The sequence below is a fragment of the Rhodovarius sp. genome (genome assembly GCF_040399605.1).
Classification (GTDB): domain Bacteria; phylum Pseudomonadota; class Alphaproteobacteria; order Acetobacterales; family Acetobacteraceae; genus Rhodovarius; species Rhodovarius crocodyli_A.
In genome coordinates, this window is sequence record NZ_JBBARU010000070.1 from 1 (window position 1) to 18,250 (window position 18,250).

The following is an 18,250-nucleotide window of genomic DNA, read 5'->3' on the forward strand; positions in this document are numbered from 1 at the left end:
AGGTGCAGGAAACTAAGTTTCCTGCTGGGGTGCTCGAGGGGCAAAGCCCCTCGAACTTGTTTTTTGTTATCCGTTGTTCAGCCACCAAATGGAGAATAGCCCATGATATTCACCCGTCGGGTTCTTGCGGCGCTGCCGCTGGCTGGGCCTGTGCTGGCGCAGGGTTTTCCCAGCCAGCCCATTCGCTTGGTTACGCCTTATCCGCCTGGTGGGGGCACTGACACGGTGGCCAGGATGTTGTTGCCGCATCTTGTGGCGCAGCTCGGCCAGACCATCATCGTGGAGAATCGCGGTGGTGCGGGTGGGGCGATTGGTGCGGGTGAGGTGGCGCGTGCGGCTGGTAATGGCCATACGCTGCTGCTTGATGCGATGGGCCATGTGGTCAATCCCAGCCTCATGCCGAATTTGCCCTTTGATTATGCAACGGCTTTTACGCCGATCACCCAGCTTACCTTGCAGCCGCAAATGCTGGTGGTGCCGCAGGCCTCGCCTTTTGCCACGTTGGGGGCATTGATCGAGGCGGCGCGGGCGCGGCCGGGGGTGTTCAATTTTGCCTCCTCGGGCAATGGCACGGGCGCGCATCTGGCCATGGTGGCATTGAGCCGGGCGGCGGGTATTGAGGTGGTGCATGTGCCTTATCGTGGCGGCGGGCCGGCGATGACGGATTTGCTGGCGGGCAATGTCAGCATGGCCTTTGCTTCGGTGGCGGCGGCCAGCGCGCATGTGCAATCGGGCCGGCTGCGGGCGCTGGGGGCGGCGGGGCCGCGGGAAATCCCGGCGCTGCCGGGGATGCGGCCCATTGCCGAGCAGGGTTTTCCCGGCTTTGACTGGGATGAGTGGAATGGTTTGTGGACCACCGCGGGTGCGCCGCGCGGCGCGGTGGCGCGGCTGCATGCCGCCACCGTTTTTGCCCTGGCCCAGCCCGATGTGCGCGCCCGCATGGCGGGGATTGGCATTGTGCCGCTGGGGACTGGCGAGGCGGATTTCGCCGCCTTTGTCGCCGCCCAGCGGGAGCGCGCGGCCCAGTTGATCCGGGCGGCGAATATCACCCTGGGCTGAGGGTTATTTCACCGAGGAAAAGCCGGTGGGCTGCAGGATGGCGTTGCTGACATTGGCCACGATCGGGCCATCGGCCTCGGTCTGCGCGCGCTTTTCGATCCATTCCGGATCGGCCTGGAAGGCGGCCCATTTCGCATCGCGCTCAGCGAGCGATTCCCATTCCAGCAGGTAATGCAGATCGAGATTGGATTCGCCGATCACCGTGGTCCAGAAGCCGGCCTGGCGGATGCCATGGCGCTCCCAGATTTTGAGCGTGATGGTCTGGAAGCGGTTGAGCAGTGCCGGCAGGCGGCCGGGCACGCAGCGATAGATGCGAAGTTCGTGGATCATTGTCTTGGCTTTCAGCTTTTGGGGATGAAGGAAGCGGCCTGCCGGTCGTAAGCGGCATAGCCCAGGGTTTCGCGGAATTGCGCCTCCGGCAGGGCGCTCTCGGCGGCCGAGGCGCCGCCGCGCATTGCGGCGAGGCCGGCCATCATGCCGCCGATCGCCGGCGAGAGCATGGCGGTGGGGAAGGTTGCGATCTTGAAGCCGAGGGCTGCGGCCTTCACCTGGTCTGGCGTTGCGCGGGCGCCGCCGGGGGAGAGCACGGCAAAGCTGGGCTTGCCGGCGGCGGCGGCGACGGCGCGGTGAATCTCGGCCTCATCGGCTGGGCTGTCGAGGAAGAGGATATCGGCACCTTCCTCGGCAAAGATGCGGATGCGCGCCTCTGCCTCGTCAATGCCCAAGGTGGGGCGGCAATCGGTGCGGGCGAGGATGAGAATGCCGCTCTCCTTGGCGGCTTGCACGGCGGCGCGGATTTTCATCCGCGCTTCCTCGCGCGGCAGGCAGGGCTTGCCGGCGGCGGTGAGGGCGCGGGGTGTGATCTTGTCCTCGATCAGGATGGCGGCGGCGCCGGCCAGGCCATAGGCGGCGACGGTGCGTTGGACATTCATCGCATTGCCATAGCCATGGTCGCCATCGGCCAGCAGCAGCGTCTGTGGTGCGGCGCGACGGGCCATGGTGAAGCTGTCGAACATCTCGCCGAAGGAGATCAGGTCAAGATCAGGCCCGCCGAGGCGGCTGCCGGCGACGCAGGAGCCGGAGAGGAAGGCGGTGGGGAAGCCGGCCTCGGCGGCGAGGCGGGCGCTCAGCCCATCCCAAATGGCGGGCATGAGAACAAGGCCCGGTTGGGCCAGCAATGCGCGCATGCGCTCGGGAGGGGTCATCTTGTGTCCTTCAGGCGTTTCCTGGGCTCCAGCCTAAGCGGGTTCATGGCGCGCCACCAAGCCCCCGGGGGCTTGACCGAAGGCGGGGCCGGGGTGCCCGATGCGGGCAAAAGGGAGATTAGACGAGATGTTCAGCCGCATGCTGCTCACGGCACTTTGCGTGGCTCTGGGCCTGGCCGCGCCGGTGGCGGCGCAGGAGGCATTTCCCAGCCGGCCCATCCAGCTCATCAACCCCTATCAGCCGGGCGGTGCCACTGATTTGATGGCCCGGGCCTTGGCCGCGGCCATGGCGCCGCTGCTGGGCCAGCCCATGGTGGTGGTCAATCGCGATGGCGCGGCCGGTGGTGTGGGCTCGCTGATGGCGGCGCGCGCGGCGCCCGATGGCCACACCTTGCTCTTCGCGCCCGCCCTGGTGCTCTCGGTGCTGCCGGTGACGCAGCCCAATTCCGGCCTCAGCCGTGATGCGCTGCGCCCGGTCTGCCAGACATTTTCCAATGCCCAGGCCATTGCGGTGCGCCATGATAGCCGCTTTCGCAATCTGGGTGATGTGGTGGCGGCGGCGCGTGCGGCGCCGGGCAGCGTTACCTATGGCACGCTGGGCATCGCCTCCATCCCGCATCTGGCCATGGTGCAATGGCTGCAGGCGGCGGGGATTGAACTCGCCCATGTGCCCTATCGCGGCGATGGGCCGGTGATGGCGGATACGCTGGCGGGGCGGATTGATCTGGCGGCCATCGTGCTGGCCTCGGCCTCCGGGCGGACGGATATGCGCCTGCTCGCGGTGTTTGATACGGCGCGCAACCCGGCCTTCCCTGATGTGCCGACCGCCATTGAACAGGGTTTTGCGGTGGCGCCGACCAGCTTTGGCGGGGTGTTCGCACCCGCCGCCACGCCGGCCGAGCGGCTGGCGGTGCTAGAGGCAGCCTGCGCCCGCGCGGCATTGGGTGAGGGCTATGCCGCCGCCGCGCGCCGCGCCTTGCAGCCTGAGGCCTATCACCTGGGCGCTGCGGATTTCGGCACCCGCCTGGCGGGGGATATTGCGCAAAAGGCGCGGCTGCTGGGCGGGATCAATTTGGCGCAGTAGCGTAGCCGGCCATTGCCGCGAGATTGTCACATTGGCCGCGTTTCATTGCCGGGGAGACTGGGTTAGGTGGCTTCCCATGGCAGCAATTCCTACCATGATGGCGGCAAGCCCAGCCTGGCGCAGCGCCGCCATGGGCGGCACAACCGGATATCCCCATGCCGAATGACCCCAGCTTTACCGCCCCTGGCCGCTTCTGGAAGGGCAATATCCACACCCATTCCACCCGCTCCGACGGGATGCGCGATGCGGCGGATGTTTGCGCCACCTATCGCGATGCGGGTTATGATTTCCTCGCCCTTACCGACCATTTCCTGGCCAAATTCGGCTTTCCCATTGTGGATACCCGCCCGTTCCGCACGCCTGGCTTCACCACGATCCTTGGTGCCGAGCTGCATGCGCCTTCCACCGCCTTGGGGGAGATTTGGCATATTCTGGCCGTGGGCCTGCCCGCCGATTTCGCGCAGCCCGCGTCGGGCGAGAGCGGCCCACAACTGGCTGCCCGGGCCATTGAGGCCGGCGCCTTCGTCGCCATCCCCCATCCTGGCTGGTATGCGCTGAGCACCGAGGATGCCAATACCATCCCCGGCGCCCATGCGGTGGAGGTTTATAACCACACCTCGCAGCTGCGCACGGAGCGCGGCGATGGCGTTTACCTCGCCGATCAATTGCTGGCGCAAGGGCGGCGGATCAACCTCATCGCCGTGGATGACGCCCATTTCGCCTGCGCTGATGCCTTTGGTGGCTGGGTGATGGTCAAGGCCGAGCGCAATGAGCCTGAGGCGCTGCTCGCCGCCCTCAAGGCGGGGCATTTTTACGCGACCCAAGGGCCGCTGATTCATCACATTGCCTGGGGGGAGGAGGAGGTGGAGGTCACCTGCTCGCCCGCTGCCGCCGTGATGGTGTTGGGCCGGGGTTCGCGCGCCGTGCAATCCGTCGGTGCCATTCAAACCCGGGTGAGCCTGAAGCTGGCGGCCTTGCGCGCCGCCGGGCCTTTCGCCCGCATTGTCATTGCCGATGAACAAGGCCGCCGCGCCTGGTCCAATCCGGCGTATTTCTGAACCTGAAGGAGAGCCCCATGTCCGAGGCGAGTACTCACCCGATCGTGGTGGAAATCCAGGCCCTGCTCGAGGGCCGCGCCGAGGGGCGCTATGGGTTGAGTTTCATCAACCAGCAGCAGCACGCCTTGCAGGCGGCCTGGCTGGCCGAGAAGGATGGGCTCGGCGATGCCATGATCGCGGCCTCGCTGCTGCATGATATTGGCCATCTGGTGCATAATCTGGGCGATAACCCCGCCGATGCGGGCATTGATGATGAGCATGAATTGCTTGGCCATGCCTGGCTGGTGCAGCATTTCGGCCCCGAGGTGACGGAGCCGGTCCGGCTGCATGTGGCGGCCAAGCGTTACCTCTGCGCGGCGGAGGCGGATTACTTCGCCAAGCTCTCGCCCGACAGCGTGAAGAGCCTTTCGCTGCAAGGCGGGCCGATGTCGGCCGAGGAATTGGCGGCCTTCGAGGCCGGCCCCTATAGCGCCGCGGCGGTGCAATTGCGCCGCTATGATGAACAGGCGAAGGTGAAGGGCCTGCAAACCCCCGATGTGGCGCATTTCATGCCTGCCGTGGCGCGCAGCTTGCGGGGGTAATGGGCTTTCAGCGCTGGGGCTGCAGCACCACCCGGCCCACGCCCTGGCGGGCGGTCAGCTGCGCCATGGCCTCGCGGAATTGCGCGAGGGGATAGCGCCCGCTCACCTCGGGGCGCAGCAGCCCAGCTTGCCACCATTCCACCAATTGGTCCCACATTGCGCGCACGCGCGGGGCATGGTGCAGCCTGTTGTCGCCGGGTGACCAGCCGATATAACTGCCCCAGTTGAGGCCGGCGACGGCGATATTCTTCAGCAGCAGGATATTGGCCGGCACAGTTGGAATGCCGCCCGCCGCATAGCCCACCGTGACCAGCGTGCCGCCATCGCCCAGGCATCGCAGGCTTTCTTCGAAGAGCGAGCCGCCCAGCACATCCAGCACACAGGCCACACCCGCACCGCCGGTGATCGCCAAGACCGCCTCGCGGAAGGGGGCATCGGAGGGAAGCACTGCCTGAGCACCGCGGGCCAGCAGCATGGGGTGTTTGGCGAGCCCGGCACGGGCGATGACCCGCGCGCCCAGCGCATGCGCCACCTCAACGCCCGCCAGCCCCACGCCACCGCCCGCGCCATGCACCAGCACCCAATCGCCGCTTCCCACCCGCCCGCGCCACATCAGGGCCGAGGCGGCGGTGGGATAGCTGATTGGCATGGCCACCGCCGCCTCCAGCGGCAGCCCGTCAGGGATGGGGGTGACATGGATGGCATCGGCCACCGCCTCCTCCGCCATGCCGCCCCAATCCAGCACGGCAAAGACCCGGGTGCCGGGGGCGATCGCCACACCCTCAGCCGCCTCGATGACGGTTCCTGTCACCTCGGTGCCTGGTACGAAGGGCAGGGGTGGGCGGCGCTGATATTTTCCTGCAACCACCAACTGGGTGGCGAAAGAGATTCCGGCGGCTTCGACCCTGATGCGCAGGCTGCCCGGGCGCAGTTCGGGCGGGGGGATGTCTTTCAGTTCGAGGGCGGAGAAGTCGCGCCAGGATTCGCACAGAACCGCGCGCATTATTCGGCCCTGATCCCGGCTTCGCGTACCAGCCTGGCGTATCGCTCATTCTCGCGCGCGGCGAAGCGGGCAAATGTCTCGGGTGGCTGGCCGCCGGGGATGGCACCCAGCGCGCCGAGCCGGGCCATGGTCTCGGGGTGGCGCAGGGCAGCGGCCACGGCGTGATGCATGGCGCCCACAATGGCGGGTGCGGTGCGCGCTGGCGCCCAGATGCCATACCAGGTGGTGATCTCGTAATCGGGGAAGCCGGCCTCGCGCATCGTGGGCAGGTTGGGGAAGGCGGGCACCCGCTCATCGGTGCTGACCGCAAGGGCGCGCAGCCGCCCCTCGCGCACCAGATCAGCGCTGCTGGCCATGCTGTCGAACATCAGCCCCACCTGGCCTGAGACCAGATCGGGCAGCGCCTGGCCGCTGCCGCGATAGGGGATATGCTGCAAATCCAGGCCCGATTGCAGGCGGAACATCTCGCCCGCCAGATGTGGGGCCCCACCATTGGAGGAGGAGGCGTAGCTGCGCGCCGCCGGGTTTTGCCGCAGCCAGGCCACCAGCCCCGCCACATCGCGCGCGGGTGACGAGACGGGCACGACCAGGATGAGCGGCACGGCGGCGATCATCGTCACCGGCGCGAAATCAGCCATGGCGTCGAAAGGCAGGCGGACCATATGCGGGACAATGACACGGGCTGAGGCATTGACCAGAAAGGTCGAGCCATCCGCTGCCGCGCGGGCCACCGCCTCGGCGCCGATGGAGCCACCCGCGCCGGCACGGTTTTCGGCCACGAAGGGCTGGCCCAGATCCAGGGTGAGGCGCTGGGCGACGATGCGGCCCAGAATATCGGTCGGCCCGCCGGGGGGGTAGGGGATAAGCATCCGCACCGGGCGGCTGGGCCATTGGGGCTGCGCCAGGGCGGGGCTTGCCAAAGCCAGGGCCAGCGCGGCGCGACGTGTGCTATGCATCGACGGGTCTTCCCAAACGTCCTGTTAGCGTCAGGATAGGCCGGAAGAATGGGAGAAAGCCATGCAGCCTCGCAGCCAAATCGCGCAAAGGTGCCGCCGATGAGCCACCGCAACGCCCAGGGGCTGGCCATGAGCGTGGGCTCGGCCGAGGCCGCGCAGGCCTTTGATGCCCTGACCGAGGCTTTCCTCAAATACCGGCTGGATGCGCCGCTCAAACTCAAAGCGGCGCTGACGCTCGACCCCGCTGCGCCGATGCCCCATGTCATGAAGGGTAGCTTTGCCCTTTTGGCCTATAAGGCGGCGGCTCTGCCGGCCGCGCAGGCCGCTGCCCAGCATGCTGCGGGCCTGGCCTGCAACCCGCGTGAGGCGATGCATGTGGCCGCGCTGCAAGCCTGGGCTAGCCAGGATATGGAGCAGGCCCTGGCGGTGTGGGAGGCCATTCTGGCCGAATACCCGCATGACCTCATCGCCTTCCGCCTGCATCATTTTGCCTCCTTTTGGATGGGCCGGGCGCCGGCGATGCGTGACATGGCGGAGCGCGCCTTCCGCCAATGGCAGCCGGGGATGCCCGGCTATGGCAGCATGCTGGCCTGCCGGGCCTTTGCCGCCGAGGAATGCGGCGATTACGCCACCGCCGAATATGCCGGCCGCGCTGCCGTGGGCCTGGACCCGGCTGATCTTTGGGCGATTCACGCCGTTGCCCATACGCTCGAAATGCAGGGGCGCCGGCAGGAAGGGGTGGATTGGGTGGAGGGGCTGCGGCCGCATTTCACCGGCACCAATAATATCCGCCACCATGTGCTCTGGCACCAGGCGATGTATCACCTGGAATTGGGCGACCATGCCAGCGTGCTGCGGCTTTATGATGAGGGGTTTCGGGACCTCGCCTCCGAGGTGACCCTGATGCAGCCCGATCTTTACATCGACTGCCAGAATGCCGCCTCCATGCTGTTTCGCCTGGGCCGGCAGGGGGTGGATGTGGGCGAGCGCTGGGTGGAATTGGCCGATAAGGCCGAGGCGAGGATCGGCGATACGCTCTCGGCCTTCACCCTGCCGCATTGGATGATGGCGCTGGCCGCAACAGGGCGCTTCGCCGCGGGGCAGCGCCTGCTGGAGAGTGTGCAGGCCGCGGCGGCGGGCAATAACACCCAAAGCCGGATTTTGCGTGAGGCCGCGCTGCCGGTTTGCGCGGCCATTTTGCGCCACGCGCAGGGTGCGCCTGGGGAGGCTGTGGCGCTGATGCGCCCGGCGCTGGGTTCTATGCCGCAGCTCGGCGGCAGCCACGCCCAGCAGGATGTGCTGGAGCAGTTTTTCCTCACCGCCGCGCGCGATGCCGATGACATCGCCGCCCAGCGCCTCTTGCTGGAGCGTGTGGCCGGGCGCCACCCGCTGCCGCCGCAGCGCCGGGTTGGCTATGCGGCGGCGGCCCATTCCATCGGCCACTGAACGCGCGGGGGTTATTCGGCGCGGATGCCTGCCGCCTCGGCCACGCGGCGCCAGGTGGGGATATCCTCGGCCAGGCGGGCGGCGAGTTGCTCGGGTGGGGAGAGGCGGGGGATGGCGCCCAAATCCGCCAGCCGGGCCTGGAATGAGGCATCCTGGCCGATCACCGCCAAGGCGGCGCTGAGCCGGCTGAGAATGGCGGCGGGCAGGCCCGGTGGGCCTGCGAGTGCGAACCAATTGGGGGCGACATAGCCCGGGACCGCCTCATGGGCTGCTGGCACATCGGGCAGGCTGGGGATGCGCCCTTGCGTGGTGACGGCGAGGATGCGGGCGCGGCCATCGCGATGCGCCGGCAGGGTCTCCACGGTGGAGGCGAAGACAATGTCGATATCGCGCGACAGCAGCGCATTCATCGCAACCGAAGCGCCGCGATAGGGCACATGGGTGAGCACCACCCCCGCCATGGCGGCGAAGAGCGCGCCGGAGAGATGGTTGGAAGAGCCTATGCCGCTGGTGCCATAGGTGATGGCGCCGGCCTCGGCGCGGGCGGCGCGCAGCAAGGCCGCCAGATCAACCAATGGCCCGCCGGGGCGGGCGACGATGGTGGTGGCGATATCGGCCACCAGGCTGACCGGGGTGAGATCCTGCCGCGGGTCCAGCCCGCCATGGGGATGCATGGCCGGCCAGATGGCCAGTGAGGAGGAGGTGATCACGAAGGCGGTGCCATCGGGGGGGCTGGTGGCCACCTGGCGCAGCCCCAGGCTGCCGCCGGCACCGGCGCGGTTTTCGATCAGCACCGGCTGGCCCAGCAGGTCGCGCAGGCGTTCGGCCAGCAGCCGCGCCACCACATCCACCGGCCCGCCGGGGGTGAAGGGCACGATGAGCCGGATGGGGCGGCTTGGCCAATCCTGCGCCAGGGCCGGCGCTGCCAGCAGCAGGGCGGGCAGGGTGCGCCGCCTCAGAGGGCTGACCAAAAAAACCATGTCATCTCCTTAAAGCTGGTATCAGGCCAGGACACGAAAGGCGGCGAGAAACGCTGCCACATCAGCCTCGTCATTATAGACATGCGGGCTGATGCGCAGCCGCCCCAGCCGGGGCGCGACATGGATTTGTCGCTCGGCCAGCGCCTCGATCAAGCCAGGGCGCATGCCGCCGGGGAAGCCCAGGCTGAGCACATGCGGCGCGCGGGTGGCGGGCGGGGGTAGTTCCACACCGCTGCCAGCCAGCCCCTCGGCCAGCAGGCCGTTCAGCCAGCTCAGCCGGGCGCTGATCGCGGCTGTGCCCCACTCTGCCATCAATTCCATGCCGACCGATGCCATTTCCAGGCCAATCACATGGTCCCGCTCGCCCATATCGAAGCGCTGGGCGCCATCGGTGAAGCCCAGATCAGCCATATAGGGCGTGGTTTCGGAGGAGACGCGGCGGCGGGATGAGCCGGTCTGCTCCAGCGGCACGCCATCCTGCCAGCGGCGGGCGATATAAAGGAAGGCCCGGCCATAGGGCCCGAGCACCCATTTATAGGTTGGGAAGATCAGGATATCCGGGTCCAGCGCCACGACATCGAGCGGCAGCACCCCCGCATGATGCGTGGCATCGACCAGCAGCATCGCGCCCGCCGCCCGCTGCGCCTGGGCCACGGCCGCGAGATCGATCAGCCCACCATCCGCCCAATGCACCGAGGAGATGGAGACCAGCGCGAGCGGCGCTGCTCCGGGCCGGGCGATGGCCTCCAGCAAGGTTGCCGTCCAATCGCCATTGGCTGGCCGCGCCACGCTCTCCACCACGTAGCCGCCGCGTGGCGCATGTTGCAGCCATTCCAGCACCGGCGAGGAGTGATCATCACCCAGGACCAGCACCCGGCTGCCAGCAGGAATGGGCAGGATGCGCCCGGCCATCGCCACGCCATAGGAAATTGAGGGGATGAGCGCGATATCCTCGGCGGCCGCGCCGATGAGCCGTGCGGCGGCGTTGCGGGCACGGCTGCATTGCCCGGCGATATGCGCCCCGGTGATGGACCAGGGCTGCGCCTTGCGGGCGATGCCGGCACGCCCTGCCTCCTGCACCGCGCGCGGCAGAGGGCTCCAGGATGCGGCATTGAGGTAGGCGACATCGCGGGGGATGTCGAATTCATCGCGCTGGCAGGCGAGCATCTGGGGGTCCTTGATCGCAGGCTAGGCAGTCTGCGTCCGGCTGGGCTGTCGGGCAACCATGCTGGCGGTGAGGTATTGTGATACGTCATGTCCAGCGCGGGCTGCGGATGGGTGGGGAGAAGATCGAGGGGCTTTGCCCCTTGAGCACCCCAGCAAGAAACTTAGTTTCCTGCACCTTCGTTAGATTGTTGATATTAAGAATTATTTAAGCTTCAAGCAGGCCGCTGTCTCGGCCTTATCTTGGCTTCTGCAGCGAGCCTGGCGCATGGCAGAGCACGCGGCGGCCAGGCGCGATTTCGACCAGCGGTGGTGGTTCGGCGCAGATTGGCCGTGCCACCGGGCAGCGGGCGCGAAAGGCGCAGCCCTGCGGCAGGCGCAGCGAGGAGGGCGGCTCCCCACCCAGCACGATGCGGCGCTGGCCGGGCTCGGGCACGGCTGAGAGCAAGGCCACGGTGTAGGGATGGGCGGGGGTGGCGAAAAGCTCCGCCGCCGGCGCTTCTTCGACGAAGCGGCCTGAATACATCACCGCCACCCGGTCACAAAACGCCCGCACCACTGCCAGATCATGGGCGATGAAGAGGAATGCCAGGCCAAGGCGGGCGCGCAATTCCAGCATCAGATTGAGCACCTGCGCCTGGACATTCACATCAAGGGCGGAGACCGGTTCATCGGCCACGATCAGTGCCGGATCGAGCGCCAATGCCCGGGCGATGGAAATGCGCTGGCGCTGGCCGCCGGAGAATTCATGCGGGAAGCGCGCGGCCCAGGCGGGGTTGAGGCCCACCATGTCGAGCAAAGCGGCCACGCGTTCTTCCGGCGCGGCATGGCCATGCACGCGCAGCGGTTCGGCCAGGATTTGCCCCACCCGCATGCGTGGGTTGAGCGAGGCAAAGGGGTCCTGGAATACCATTTGCAGCCTGGGCCGCAGCGCCCGCAGCGCCTCGCCGCCTAGAGCGGTGATGTCCTGGCCCTGAAAGCGGATATTGCCGGCATTGGGGGCATGCAGCCGGGTGATCAGCCGGGCCAGGGTGGATTTGCCGCAGCCGCTTTCGCCCACAATGCCCAGGCTCTCGCCTCGCGCCACCTGCAGTGACACGCCGTTCACAGCATGCACCAGCTCAGGCTTGGCGAAGAGGGATTTTCGCGGCAGGGGGAAGTGCTTGATGAGGTCGCTTGCCTCCAAAAGCGGTGCTTCGGCCTCGGTGGCGCGTGGCGGTGCGGCGGCGGCTGGCAGGCTGTGGGGGGGCAATTGGCGGCCATCCATCGTCACCCAGCAGCGCACCGACCGGCCGGGTGCGATTTCGGTGAGTGGCGGATGCTCGGCGTCGCAGCGCGCGATGCGATGGGCGCAGCGGGGGGCAAAGCGGCAGCCCCGGGGCATGGCCAGCGGATCAGGTGGCATGCCCTCGATGCTGGGCAGGCGCGCGGTAACCGGCGTGTCCAGCCGCGGCACGGCATGGGCCAGGGCCCAGGCATAGGGGTGGCGGGGGTCGGCCAGCACCTCGGCGGTGGGGCCGGTTTCCACCACCTCGCCGGCATACATCACGGCGATGCGGCGGCAGAGGCTGCCGATCACGCCCAGATCATGGCTGATGAGCATGATGGCGGTGCCGAATTTTTCGTTCAGCCCGGCCATAAGGTCGAGAATCTGCGCCTGGATGGTGACGTCGAGCGCGGTGGTCGGCTCATCGGCAATCAGCAGCGAGGGCTCATTGGCCATGCCGATGGCGAGCATCACCCGCTGGCGCATGCCGCCAGAGAATTGATGCGGGAAGGCCGCCGCCGCGCGCTCGGGGGAGGCCACACCCATGCGGCGCAGCAGGTCGATACCATGGCGGCGGGCGGCCGGCGGGGCCATGCGGCCATGCGCCACGACATGCTCACTCACCTGGGGGAGGATGCGCAGCACCGGGTTCAGCCCCGTGAGGGAATCCTGGAACACCATGGCGGCGCTGGCGCCGCGCCAATCGGCCAATTCCGATTGCGACATGGCCAACACGTCGCGGCCTTCGAACAGCACCTGGCCGGCCTCGATCCTGGCCGGTGGCTCGAGCAGGCGCATGATCGATTGCGCGGTGACGGATTTGCCCGAGCCGCTTTCGCCGACAATGCCCAGCGTCTCGCCGCGTGCGATGGTGAAGCTGACGCCATCCACCGCGCGCACCGGCCCACGATCAGTGTGGAAGACGGTGACAAGGTCACGGATGTCGAGAATGGCGGTCATCGCTGGGCTTTCGGGTCGAGCCAGTCACGCAAGCCATCGCCAAGAAAATTGAAGCCGATGACAACGGTGAGGATGGCCAAGCCAGGGAAGGTGGCCACCCACCATTGCTCCACCAATTCGCGCCCTTCGGAGACCATGGAGCCCCATTCGGCGGCGGGTGGCACCACACCCAGGCCAAGGAAGGAGAGGCCGGCGAAGGTGAGGATGGCGATACCCAGATCAAGCGTGCAGAGCACCGCTATGGGGCCGAAGATATTGGGCAGGATGTGGCGCAAGAGGATACGCTTTTGCGGCAGGCCCAGCACCGTCGCGGCCTCGACATATTCCTGGCTGCGCTGGACGAGAGCGAGGCTGCGCGCGAGGCGGGCATATTTCGGCCACCACACCACCAGCATGGCGATGATGGTGTTGGTGGTGCCAATGCCCAGGGCGGCGGCCAGCGCCAAGGCCAGGATGATGGGCGGGAAGCAGAGCACGAGATCGGTCAGCCGCATCAGCGCCTCCTCGCCCCAGCCGCGCAGCCAGGCGGCGAGAATGCCAATGGCGGTGCCAATCCCCGCGCCCAGCAGCACGACGGAAAACCCCGCCAGCAGCGAGATGCGCGCGCCATGCAGCAGGCGTGACAGTACATCGCGGCCCAGAATATCCGTGCCCAGCCAATGCGCGGCGGAGGGCAGCAAAAGCCGCTGGGTGACATCCACCGCATTGGGCGGATAGGGCGAAATCCAGGGTGCGAGCAGCGCCACCAGCAGCCAGGCCAGCACGATGGCAGCCCCCGCCCATGCCAGGCCATAGCGGCGCAGCCGCCGCCGCATCCGGCTGGCCGGCAGGGGTATTGCCGCGCTCAACGCCGCACCCGCGGGTCGAGCACGGCATAGGATAGGTCCACCAGCAGGTTGACCAGCAGATAAGTTGCCGAAACCACCAAGGTGATGCCCATGATCGCCGGGAAATCCAGCGCGGCGGCGGAGCGGAAAGTGTAGCGGCCAAGGCCGGGCCAGGCGAAGATCGTCTCCGTCATCACCGCCCCGGTCAGCAGATTGGCATAGGCGAGGCCACCCAGCGTCACCACCGGCACCAGCGCATTGCGCAGCGCGTGGCGGAGGATCACCACCCTCTCGCGCAACCCCTTGGCGCGGGCGACGCGGACATAATCCTGCTGCAGGCAATCGAGCATGGCGGCGCGGGTGGTGCGGGTGATGAGCCCGAGCGTGGCAGCGGCCAGCACGATGGCGGGCAAGATGAGATGCGCCAGGGTATCGGCAAAGCCCTCCCAATCCCCCGCCCAGGCGGTGTCGAAGAGGAAAAAACCACTCGGGCCCTCGGGGGGGAAGGCAATCGGGTCGAGCCGCCCCGGCCCCGGCGCCCAACCCAGCCAGCCATAGAAGATGGCCAGCATGATGAAGGCCAGCCAGAAGGTGGGGGCTGAGACACCCACCAGCGACAGCACCCGCGCCAGCGCATCGATCCAACTGTCACGCCAGATGGCGGCGGCAATGCCGAGGGGGATGCCCAAGGCGAGGGCCATGACGAAGGAGATGGTGGCGAGTTCCACCGTGGCGGGGGCGAATTGCACGATATCCTCCAGCACCGGCCGGCGGGTGGCGATGGATTGCCCCAGATCGCCATGCAGCAGCCCGCGCAGAAAAATGCCGTAACGCTCCCATAGCGGCAGATCGAGGCCCCATTTCGCCCGCCATTGCGCCACCACCACAGGGTCAGAGGCCAGGATATCGCCGAGTTGCGCCAGCACCGGGTCGCCGGGGACGAAATTGGAAATGAGGAAGACCACCAGGCTTGCGAAAAGCGCCATGGCAACAGCTGATATCAGGCGCAGCGCAATGTAACCCGGCAAGCGGATGTTCCCCTTCGTGGGTTGATATGCTGCACTTGTTGCAACACGAGAAGCAAGGGCGGCAAAGCAATGAGCGGAGCAGACAGGGCAGGGCGGATGAGGGTTTATCTCAGCCATGGGAGCCTCTCCTTCCCCGGCTATTTTGGTGAGCGCGCGCTGGCCGCGCTGCGCGAGCATGCCGATGTCGTGCGTAACCCCGGGGTTGAGGAATTGCGCGACGAAGCCCTCGCGGCCGCCGCTGCGGGTTGCGATGCCATCATCGCCTATCGCGGCAGCCCCGGCACGGCGGCGACCTTTGCGGCCGCGCCCCAGCTCAAGGCCTTTCTGCGCTGTGCGGTGGATATCAGCACGGTGGATGTGACGGCGGCCTCTGAGCGGGGGATTTTGGTGACGCAGGCCACGCCGGGTTTTGTCGATGCGGTGGTGGAGTTGGGAGTTGGTTTTATGGTGGATCTGGCGCGGGGCGTGAGCCGCTCGGTGCTGGAATACCGTGCCGGAGGGGTGGCGCAGCCGCGGCCGGGCTTGCAGCTTTCGGGCGCGACCTTGGGGCTGGTGGGGTATGGCCGCATCGCCCGGCGCATGGCCGAGGTGGCGCGCGCCTTGGGCATGGGGGTGCTGGCCTATGACCCGCATGGCGGCACCCATTCCCTGGCCGAGGTGCTGTCGGGGGCGGATATCGTGATCTGCCTGGCGCTCTCCACGCCGCAAACCCGGCATATGATGGGCGCTGAGGCCTTTGCCGCCATGCGACGTGGGGCTTTTTTCATCAACCTCTCGCGCGGCGAGTTGATTGATGAGGCGGCACTCGAGGCGGCCCTGGATTCAGGCCATCTGGCCGGTGCGGCGATGGATGTGGGCAGCGCGCCTGACCAGATGCCGCTGCCCCGCCTCGCGGCAAGGCCAGATGTGATCGCAACCCCGCATATTGGTGGGCTGACGCCGGCCGCGGCCGAGCATCAGGCGATGGACACCGTCCGCCAGGTTGCGGCGCTGGCGGCGGGGCGGCTCCCTGATGGCGCGGTGAATGCCGCCCAGGCGTATCGGCTGTTCAAGCCGGCCTGACGCGCCCCATCTCAAGCTGCCAACCCGCTGCCGTCAGCGGGAAGGCGCCGAGCGCATTGCGCACCGCGATTTGATAATTCGGCTGGAACAGCACGAAGTGATGCGCCGCATCCACCACGCCGCGCTGCCACTCCACCCATAGCGCCGCGGCGCGCTCGAGATTTTGCTCCTCCGAGGCGCGCTGCACGAGGGCGGGCAATTCCGGCGGCACCGTCCAATGCACCCGCCGCGCCACCCGCTCCACAATGGCCGAGGCCCATAGGTCGTTCGAGACGGCGGGCGGGTTCCAGAAGGTCAGCACCGCGCCGGCCTGGCGGCCCTGGGTGAAGAGGGTGCGCAGATTGACCTGATCCATCGGGTTGAGCCGCACGCGAATGCCCACCCGCGCCAGGTCTGCCTGCAGCTTCTGCGCCAGCACCTGATAGGTGATGCCCGCCACGGCTGCATTGCCATAGGCGATTTCCATCTCGAAGCCCTGGGCGAAGCCGGCGGTGTTGAGCAGCGCCCGCGCCCGGTCGAGATCCTGGTTGAAGCCTATCTGGCGGGCGATGGCCTCCGTGCTGCCATTGACGCCAATGGGCAGGAAATGCGCCGGGCGCTGCGCCGCGCCGCCCAGCATGCTGCCCAGGATACTGTCATAATCGATGGCGTGGCCGATGGCGTGGCGGACCTCTTTCTTCGCCAATGCGGGGTTGGCGGCGGCATTCTCGGTCACCGCCATATAGACGAAATCGAGGCTGGGCATGCGCTCGATGCGAACCGCCGCATCGGCGCGCAGCGTGCTGATCTGCTCGGGGATGAGGTTGAAGGCGGCGGCGATATCGCCACGGCGCACCGCGAGCAACTGCGCCGCGCTATCCGACAAATGGCGGATCACCACACGCTCATAGGGCGAAGCCGCGCCCCAGTAATGCGGATTGCGCTGCAACAGGATCTGGTTGTTGCGCTCCCAGCGCAGCAGGCGGAAGGGGCCGGTGCCGGCGGAATTGCCGTTCAGCCAATCCGTCGCGCGGTCGGTCTCTTTGGCGGCCGGGGCGACCACGCCGCCCTGGGCCACCACCACCGCCTTTTCCATGATGCCGCAGCCGGGATTGGCCAGAATGGGCAGGATGGGCGCATTGGGCGCGTTGAGGATGAAATCGACGGTCTGGGGGTCCACCACCTCCACCCGATCCACCGCCTTGATGTATTGCTGGGTTTGTTCGCGCATGTTGAGGATGCGGTCGAAGGTGAATTTCACATCCTCGGCCGTCATCACATTGCCGGTGGAGAATTTCACCCCCGCGCGCAGGGTGAAGCGCCAGCCGCGCCCATCGGGGGTGCGGGCCCAGGCGGTGGCGAGGGAAGGGCGGACATTCACATAATCGCCCGGCTCGAGCGTGAGCAGGCTGTCATAGACCGCAGCCAGCGTCATTGGCGGCGTGTATTGCGCCTGGCGCACGGGGTCGAGGGTTACGGTATCGCTGATATCAATGCCGATGACGAGAACACCGCCGCGCGCCTGGGCCCTGGCTCCGGCGGGAATGGCGGCGGCCGAGCAGCCGAGAATTTGTGCCAGGCTGCGGCGGCCAAGTGCGGTTGTTGTCATGGGCGTGTTCCTTTCTGATCCTTGTGGCGGATCGTTGCGCAGGCAGCCTAGGACGCATCGGAGGCAGTATGGAAGAGGCAAAGCCGCAGCCTTCACAGCCTTGGGATATGCAGCCCGCCATCGATATGGAAAGCGTCACCGGTGCTGAAGGGCAGGGCACCGGAGGCCAGCAGCGCCACCGCGCGGCCGATATCATCAGGCTCGCCCCAGCGGCGTATCGGCGATAACCCGGCCTCGATCCGCTTTGTATAAGCCTCGGCCACCGGGGCGGTCAGTTCAGTGCGGATCACGCCGGGGCGGATGTCATGCACCGCGATCCCATCCTCAGCCAGACGCAGCGCGAAGATTTTTGCGACCATCGCGGTTGCGGATTTTGAGGCGGCGTATTCCGCCCGGTCGGGCGAGGCGAGAAAGGCATTGGCCGAAGAAATGAAGCTGATGCTGCGCGCAGCACGCTGGGGCGCGCCCTCTGCCACCATCCGCCGCGCCACCGCCTGGGCCAGAAAGAAACTGGCCCGGGTATTGATGGCAAAGCAACGATCCCAGGATTGGGGCGAGACATCCAGCACATCACCGCGCTGCATGGCGCCCACACCGGCATTGCAGACCAGGCATTCCAAACCGCCAAACGCAGCCCAGGCGGAGGCGACCAGAGGCGCGTGCTGCTCAAGCAAAGCAAGATCGGCCATCAGCACATGGAAGCGGCCACCGGCCGCGCTGACCGCCCGGGCGGTTTCGGCCATGCCATCCTGGGCGATATCAGTGCCGACGATGTCAAAGCCCGCCGACGCAAGGGAGGTGGCAATCGCCCGGCCGATACCGCGGCGGGCGCCGGTGACCAACGCCGCCGGGCGCTGCGTGTCTTTGGGCATATTTGTGTCTCTCCCTGGGTGATTGCGGCTTGCTGCGCTGGGCAGTTCTGCTGGCGGAGGGGAAGAGCGAAAGGGCTTTGCCCTCTCGCGCTCTCCCACCAGGAAAATGA

At 67.2% G+C, this 18,250-nt stretch carries 17 protein-coding genes; 6 read left to right on the forward strand and 11 right to left on the reverse strand.

All coding sequences use genetic code 11. The features are described from left to right. The first annotated feature begins 102 nt into the window (after positions 1 to 102). Positions 103 to 1,059, forward strand: coding sequence for a tripartite tricarboxylate transporter substrate-binding protein (locus ABWP84_RS14950; protein ID WP_353212841.1), 957 nt, complete (start codon positions 103 to 105; stop codon positions 1,057 to 1,059). Positions 1,060 to 1,062: 3 nt separating this feature from the next. Here the strand turns inward: ABWP84_RS14950 and ABWP84_RS14955 are convergent, their stop codons facing one another. Both ABWP84_RS14955 and ABWP84_RS14960 read right to left on the reverse strand, forming a co-directional pair. Next, a complete protein-coding gene (locus ABWP84_RS14955; RefSeq protein ID WP_353212842.1) occupies positions 1,063 to 1,389 on the reverse strand; it encodes an NIPSNAP family protein in 327 nt (108 codons plus the stop codon). An 11-nt stretch (positions 1,390 to 1,400) separates the two neighbouring features. Beyond that, the gene (locus ABWP84_RS14960; protein ID WP_353212843.1) at positions 1,401 to 2,264 is read right to left on the reverse strand and encodes an isocitrate lyase/PEP mutase family protein; all 864 of its coding nucleotides are present in this window, start codon (positions 2,262 to 2,264) and stop codon (positions 1,401 to 1,403) included. A 127-nt stretch (positions 2,265 to 2,391) separates the two neighbouring features. Here ABWP84_RS14960 and ABWP84_RS14965 point away from each other — a divergent pair, with 127 nt between their 5' ends. From ABWP84_RS14965 to ABWP84_RS14975, 3 genes are all read left to right on the forward strand, one after another. Beyond that, complete coding sequence (locus ABWP84_RS14965) at positions 2,392 to 3,348, forward strand: tripartite tricarboxylate transporter substrate binding protein (RefSeq protein WP_353212844.1); 957 nt, start codon at positions 2,392 to 2,394, stop codon at positions 3,346 to 3,348. Positions 3,349 to 3,503: 155 nt separating this feature from the next. Then, positions 3,504 to 4,406: a CehA/McbA family metallohydrolase gene (locus tag ABWP84_RS14970; protein WP_353212845.1), complete on the forward strand. Its 903-nt coding sequence runs from the start codon at positions 3,504 to 3,506 to the stop codon at positions 4,404 to 4,406. A 17-nt stretch (positions 4,407 to 4,423) separates the two neighbouring features. Continuing rightward, the gene (locus ABWP84_RS14975; protein ID WP_353212846.1) at positions 4,424 to 4,987 is read left to right on the forward strand and encodes a phosphonate degradation HD-domain oxygenase; all 564 of its coding nucleotides are present in this window, start codon (positions 4,424 to 4,426) and stop codon (positions 4,985 to 4,987) included. 7 nt (positions 4,988 to 4,994) lie between these two features. Here the strand turns inward: ABWP84_RS14975 and ABWP84_RS14980 are convergent, their stop codons facing one another. Then, entirely contained in the window at positions 4,995 to 5,990 is a 996-nt protein-coding gene (locus ABWP84_RS14980; RefSeq protein ID WP_353212847.1) for an NADPH:quinone oxidoreductase family protein, read from the reverse strand. After that, a complete protein-coding gene (locus ABWP84_RS14985) occupies positions 5,990 to 6,946 on the reverse strand; it encodes a tripartite tricarboxylate transporter substrate binding protein (RefSeq protein WP_353212848.1) in 957 nt (318 codons plus the stop codon). The genes ABWP84_RS14980 and ABWP84_RS14985 overlap by 1 nt, the downstream gene beginning before the upstream one ends. 99 nt (positions 6,947 to 7,045) lie before the next feature. On the opposite strand from ABWP84_RS14985, the gene ABWP84_RS14990 reads away from it, so the two are divergent. Further along, entirely contained in the window at positions 7,046 to 8,392 is a 1,347-nt protein-coding gene (locus tag ABWP84_RS14990) for a tetratricopeptide repeat protein (RefSeq protein WP_353212849.1), read from the forward strand. An 11-nt stretch (positions 8,393 to 8,403) separates the two neighbouring features. Here ABWP84_RS14990 and ABWP84_RS14995 read toward each other — a convergent pair whose 3' ends face one another. The 5 genes from ABWP84_RS14995 to ABWP84_RS15015 form a co-directional block, all read right to left on the reverse strand. After that, on the reverse strand, positions 8,404 to 9,372 hold the full coding sequence (locus ABWP84_RS14995; RefSeq protein ID WP_353212850.1) for a tripartite tricarboxylate transporter substrate-binding protein: 969 nt from the start codon (positions 9,370 to 9,372) through the stop codon (positions 8,404 to 8,406). A 21-nt stretch (positions 9,373 to 9,393) separates the two neighbouring features. Next, entirely contained in the window at positions 9,394 to 10,539 is a 1,146-nt protein-coding gene (locus tag ABWP84_RS15000) for an aminotransferase class V-fold PLP-dependent enzyme (protein WP_353212851.1), read from the reverse strand. A 235-nt stretch (positions 10,540 to 10,774) separates the two neighbouring features. Then, positions 10,775 to 12,763, reverse strand: coding sequence for an ABC transporter ATP-binding protein (locus tag ABWP84_RS15005; protein WP_353212852.1), 1,989 nt, complete (start codon positions 12,761 to 12,763; stop codon positions 10,775 to 10,777). After that, positions 12,760 to 13,611 (reverse strand): ABC transporter permease, encoded by an 852-nt coding sequence (locus ABWP84_RS15010; RefSeq protein ID WP_353212853.1) that lies wholly within the window; start codon positions 13,609 to 13,611, stop codon positions 12,760 to 12,762. Before ABWP84_RS15010 ends, ABWP84_RS15005 begins: the two co-directional genes overlap by 4 nt. Then, complete coding sequence (locus tag ABWP84_RS15015; protein WP_353212854.1) at positions 13,608 to 14,618, reverse strand: ABC transporter permease; 1,011 nt, start codon at positions 14,616 to 14,618, stop codon at positions 13,608 to 13,610. Before ABWP84_RS15015 ends, ABWP84_RS15010 begins: the two co-directional genes overlap by 4 nt. 96 nt (positions 14,619 to 14,714) lie before the next feature. On the opposite strand from ABWP84_RS15015, the gene ABWP84_RS15020 reads away from it, so the two are divergent. Further along, complete coding sequence (locus ABWP84_RS15020) at positions 14,715 to 15,680, forward strand: NAD(P)-dependent oxidoreductase (RefSeq protein ID WP_353212855.1); 966 nt, start codon at positions 14,715 to 14,717, stop codon at positions 15,678 to 15,680. On the opposite strand, the gene ABWP84_RS15025 is transcribed toward ABWP84_RS15020, so the two are convergent. Continuing rightward, a complete protein-coding gene (locus ABWP84_RS15025; RefSeq protein WP_353212856.1) occupies positions 15,667 to 17,268 on the reverse strand; it encodes an ABC transporter substrate-binding protein in 1,602 nt (533 codons plus the stop codon). The two genes, ABWP84_RS15020 and ABWP84_RS15025, sit on opposite strands and share 14 nt — an antisense overlap. 92 nt (positions 17,269 to 17,360) lie before the next feature. Next, entirely contained in the window at positions 17,361 to 18,140 is a 780-nt protein-coding gene (locus ABWP84_RS15030; RefSeq protein ID WP_353212857.1) for a 3-ketoacyl-ACP reductase, read from the reverse strand. Between the last annotated feature and the right edge of the window lie 110 nt (positions 18,141 to 18,250).